This window comes from Streptomyces sp. SAS_270 (genome assembly GCF_052543295.1).
Genome location: NZ_JBMNDS010000011.1, coordinates 60436 through 64017 on the forward strand (window position 1 = coordinate 60436; position 3582 = coordinate 64017).

The 3582-nt window shown below is 71.8% G+C and carries 2 protein-coding genes and 1 pseudogene; all 3 read left to right on the plus strand.

The annotated features are described in order from the left end of the window. Positions 1-1150, plus strand: a pseudogene (locus tag ACN6LB_RS10345) (hypothetical protein); the annotation flags it as partial. Positions 1151-1318: 168 nt separating this feature from the next. Beyond that, positions 1319-2161 (plus strand): nitrilase-related carbon-nitrogen hydrolase, encoded by an 843-nt coding sequence (locus ACN6LB_RS10350; RefSeq protein WP_445025545.1) that lies wholly within the window; start codon positions 1319-1321, stop codon positions 2159-2161. Then, positions 2158-3441, plus strand: coding sequence for an aspartate aminotransferase family protein (locus ACN6LB_RS10355; protein ID WP_445025546.1), 1284 nt, complete (start codon positions 2158-2160; stop codon positions 3439-3441). The genes ACN6LB_RS10350 and ACN6LB_RS10355 overlap by 4 nt, the downstream gene beginning before the upstream one ends. The last annotated feature ends 141 nt before the right edge of the window (positions 3442-3582 follow it).

Genomic DNA, 3582 nt, shown 5'->3' on the forward strand with positions numbered 1-3582 from the left:
GGTCCCGCTGTCGTTCCCGGCCGCGGCGGCCGGCGACGTCTTCCGCGTCCGGGAACCGGGGGAGGGGACGGACGCGGGACCGCGCCCGAGGGTTCCCCAGCAGCCGGGGCCGAGCTCTCCGTTGGTGGATCCCGGTCCGCGGGGGGCCGCGGGGGCGGGCGAGGCCGGTCCGTACGCGGGGCCCGCGATCGGATCCGGCTCGCAGGACCAGGCTCGTGACCAGAGCCCGGCAGCACCAGGCGCCCACCCCAGGAACCCGGCGGCCCCCGCCCCGCACGGGCCACGTACGCCCGATCCCGCCCCGTACGCCTTCGACGCCACGCCGGACGGCTCGTATCCAGGCGCTCCCCGCCCCGTCACCGACCGCGAGGCGGCCTCCGAGGGCGCTGCGCCGCCGCAGCCCGTGCCCTCCGCGGCCGCCCCCAAGCAGCGCTCCAAGCGCCGTCCCCGGGGCAGTGCCCGGTTCGCCGGCGCGATGGACGTGGAGGAGGCGTCGGCGGCTCCGCCGGTCGCGCCCGCCGTGGCCGCGCCGGTCCCGTCCACCCGGCGAACCCTGCGCGGCGCGCGCTTCGCGGGGGCTGCGCAGGTGCCGGAGCAGCCGCGGGCGCAGCCGCTGGACGACGGAGCGGGGCGGGCAGTCGCCGACACGGTCAGGACGCTGATCCGGCTGCGCGGGGAGGGCCGCAGCGGCGAGGCGCACGGCATCCTCGTCGAGGCCGCGTACTGGCCCGCCGCACGCTTCCCGCTGCTCGCCGCCGAACTGCACCGCGCGGGGCTCGACGCCGACTGGGCCACCCTGCTGTGGGAGGCGGCCTCGCTGCCCGCCGACAGGCTGGTCTCCGCCGCGGACGCGCTGGTCGCGGCGGGCCGTACGGCGGACGGACAGCAGATGCTTCGGCAGGGCGTCCTACGGCCCGCTCCGGAGATCGGCAAGGCCGTGCTCGCTCTCGCCGAAGAGGGACGGACGCGCGAGGTCCGAGCGCTCCTGGACGCCTACGTACGCATGCGTACGCCCGAGGAGGCGGCCCGCAGCGCGGAGGCCGACCCGCAGCGCCTGGTCCCCCTTCTGCTGGAGGCGGCCCAGGGTGTCTCGGACGAACGCCACTGGGATCTCGTCCACGCGCTCCGGGTCGCGGGCTTCACCGCCTGAGGCCCGGAGCGGCGGTGTGCCGCTCACCCACAGGGGTGTGAAACGTGATCGACTCAGCGGGTTAACGACGATGGTCTTGGCAAGGCTGCTCGGGAGGCTTACTTTCAAGCCTCTACAGCCTTTGTCTACGGGCGTAGAAGCTCTGACGTCCCGCCGAAGGAGCAGCTCATGGCCAACGTCGTACGCGCCGCTCTGGTTCAGGCCACCTGGACCGGCGACACCGCATCCATGGTCGCTAAGCACGAGGAGCACGCCCGCGAGGCGGCCCGGCAGGGCGCCAAGGTCATCGGTTTCCAGGAAGTCTTCAACGCGCCCTACTTCTGCCAGGTCCAGGAGCCCGAGCACTACCGCTGGGCCGAGCCCGTGCCCGACGGGCCGACCGTCCGTCGTATGCAGGAGCTCGCGCGCGAGACCGGCATGGTCATCGTCGTGCCCGTGTTCGAGGTAGAGCAGTCCGGGTTCTACTTCAACACCGCGGCCGTGATCGACGCCGACGGCACCTACCTCGGCAAGTACCGCAAGCACCACATCCCCCAGGTGAAGGGCTTCTGGGAGAAGTACTACTTCAAACCGGGCAACCTCGGCTGGCCCGTCTTCGAGACCGCGGTCGGCAGGATCGGCGTCTACATCTGCTACGACCGCCACTTCCCCGAGGGCTGGCGGCAACTGGGGCTCAACGGCGCCCAACTCGTCTACAACCCCTCCGCCACCTCCCGCGGACTGTCCGCCTACCTCTGGCAGCTGGAGCAGCCCGCGGCCGCCGTCGCCAACGAGTACTACATCGCCGCGATCAACCGGGTCGGCGAGGAGGAGTACGGGGACAACGACTTCTACGGAACCTCGTACTTCGTCGACCCGCGCGGCCGGTTCGTGGGCGAGACGGCCAGCGACAAGGCCGAGGAACTCGTCGTCCGCGACCTCGACTTCGACCTGATCGAGGAAGTACGGCAGCAGTGGGCGTTCTACCGCGACCGACGACCCGACGCCTACGACGGGCTGGTGCAGCCGTGACCGACCTGTACGCACGCCACCAGGCCGTCCTGCCCGACTGGCTCGCGACGTACTACGCCGACCCCATCGAGCTCACGCACGGCGAGGGCCGGTACGTCTGGGACGCGCAGGGCAACAAATACCTCGACTTCTTCGGCGGCATCCTCACCACGATGACCGCGCACGCGCTCCCCGAGGTGACGAAGGCGGTGACCGAGCAGGCCGGGCGGATCATCCATTCGTCCACGCTCTACCTCAACCGGCCGATGGTCGAACTCGCCGAGCGCGTCGCCAAGTTGTCCGGCATCCCGGACGCGCGCGTCTTCTTCACGACCTCCGGCACCGAGGCCAACGACACGGCTCTGCTGCTGGCGACGTCGTACCGGAGGAGCAACCAGATCCTGGCGATGCGCAACAGCTACCACGGCCGCTCCTTCAGCGCGGTCGGCATCACCGGGAACAAGGGCTGGTCGCCGACCTCGCTGTCCCCGCTCCAGACGCTGTACGTCCACGGTGGCATCCGCACCCGCGGCCCGTACGCGCATCTCGGCGACGCCGACTTCATCGCGGCCTGCGTCGACGACCTGAGGGACCTGCTCGGCCACGTCCGTCCGCCCGCGGCGCTGATCGCCGAACCCGTCCAGGGCGTCGGCGGCTTCACCTCGCCGCCCGACGGCCTGTACGCGGCCTTCCGCGAGGTGCTCAAGGAGCACGGCATCCTCTGGATCGCCGACGAGGTGCAGACCGGCTGGGGCCGTACCGGCGACCACTTCTGGGGCTGGCAGGCGCACGACGCCTCGGGCCCGCCGGACATCCTCACCTTCGCCAAGGGCATCGGCAACGGCATGTCCATCGGCGGGGTCGTCGCCCGCGCCGAGATCATGAACTGCCTGGACTCCAACTCCATCTCGACCTTCGGCGGCACCCAGATCACCATGGCCGCGGGGCTCGCCAACCTCACCTACCTCCTCGAACACGACCTCCAGGGCAACGCCCGGCGCGTCGGCGGCCTGCTCATCGAGCGGTTGCGGGCGATCGCCGCGCAGCACCCGGGCGTACGAGAGGTGCGCGGGCGCGGGCTGATGATCGGCGTCGAGCTGGTCAGGCCCGGCACCGACGAGGCGGACCCGAACGGCGCCGCGGCGGTGCTCGAAGCGGCCCGCGAGGAAGGCCTGCTGATCGGCAAGGGCGGCGGGCACAACACCAGCGCACTGCGGATCGCACCACCGCTCACCCTCACCGTCGCGGAGGCGGAGGAGGGCGCGGCGATCCTGGAGCGCGCACTGAGGTGTATCCAGTAGGACCTGAGCCAGGACCTGAGCAAGGGAACGTCGTTATGGCCACCACCACCTTGGAACCCGCCCTGTCGGTACGCCAGGTCCTCTCCCTGGACCGGGTGCTCGCAGGAGAGCCCGAGGTGGTGGGGGGGGGGGGGGGGGGGG

Coding starts and splice junctions, on each gene's coding strand:
- ACN6LB_RS10350 (WP_445025545.1), top strand. CDS start 1,319: ATGGCCAACGTCGTACGCGCCGCTCTGGTTCAGGCCACCTGGACCGGC.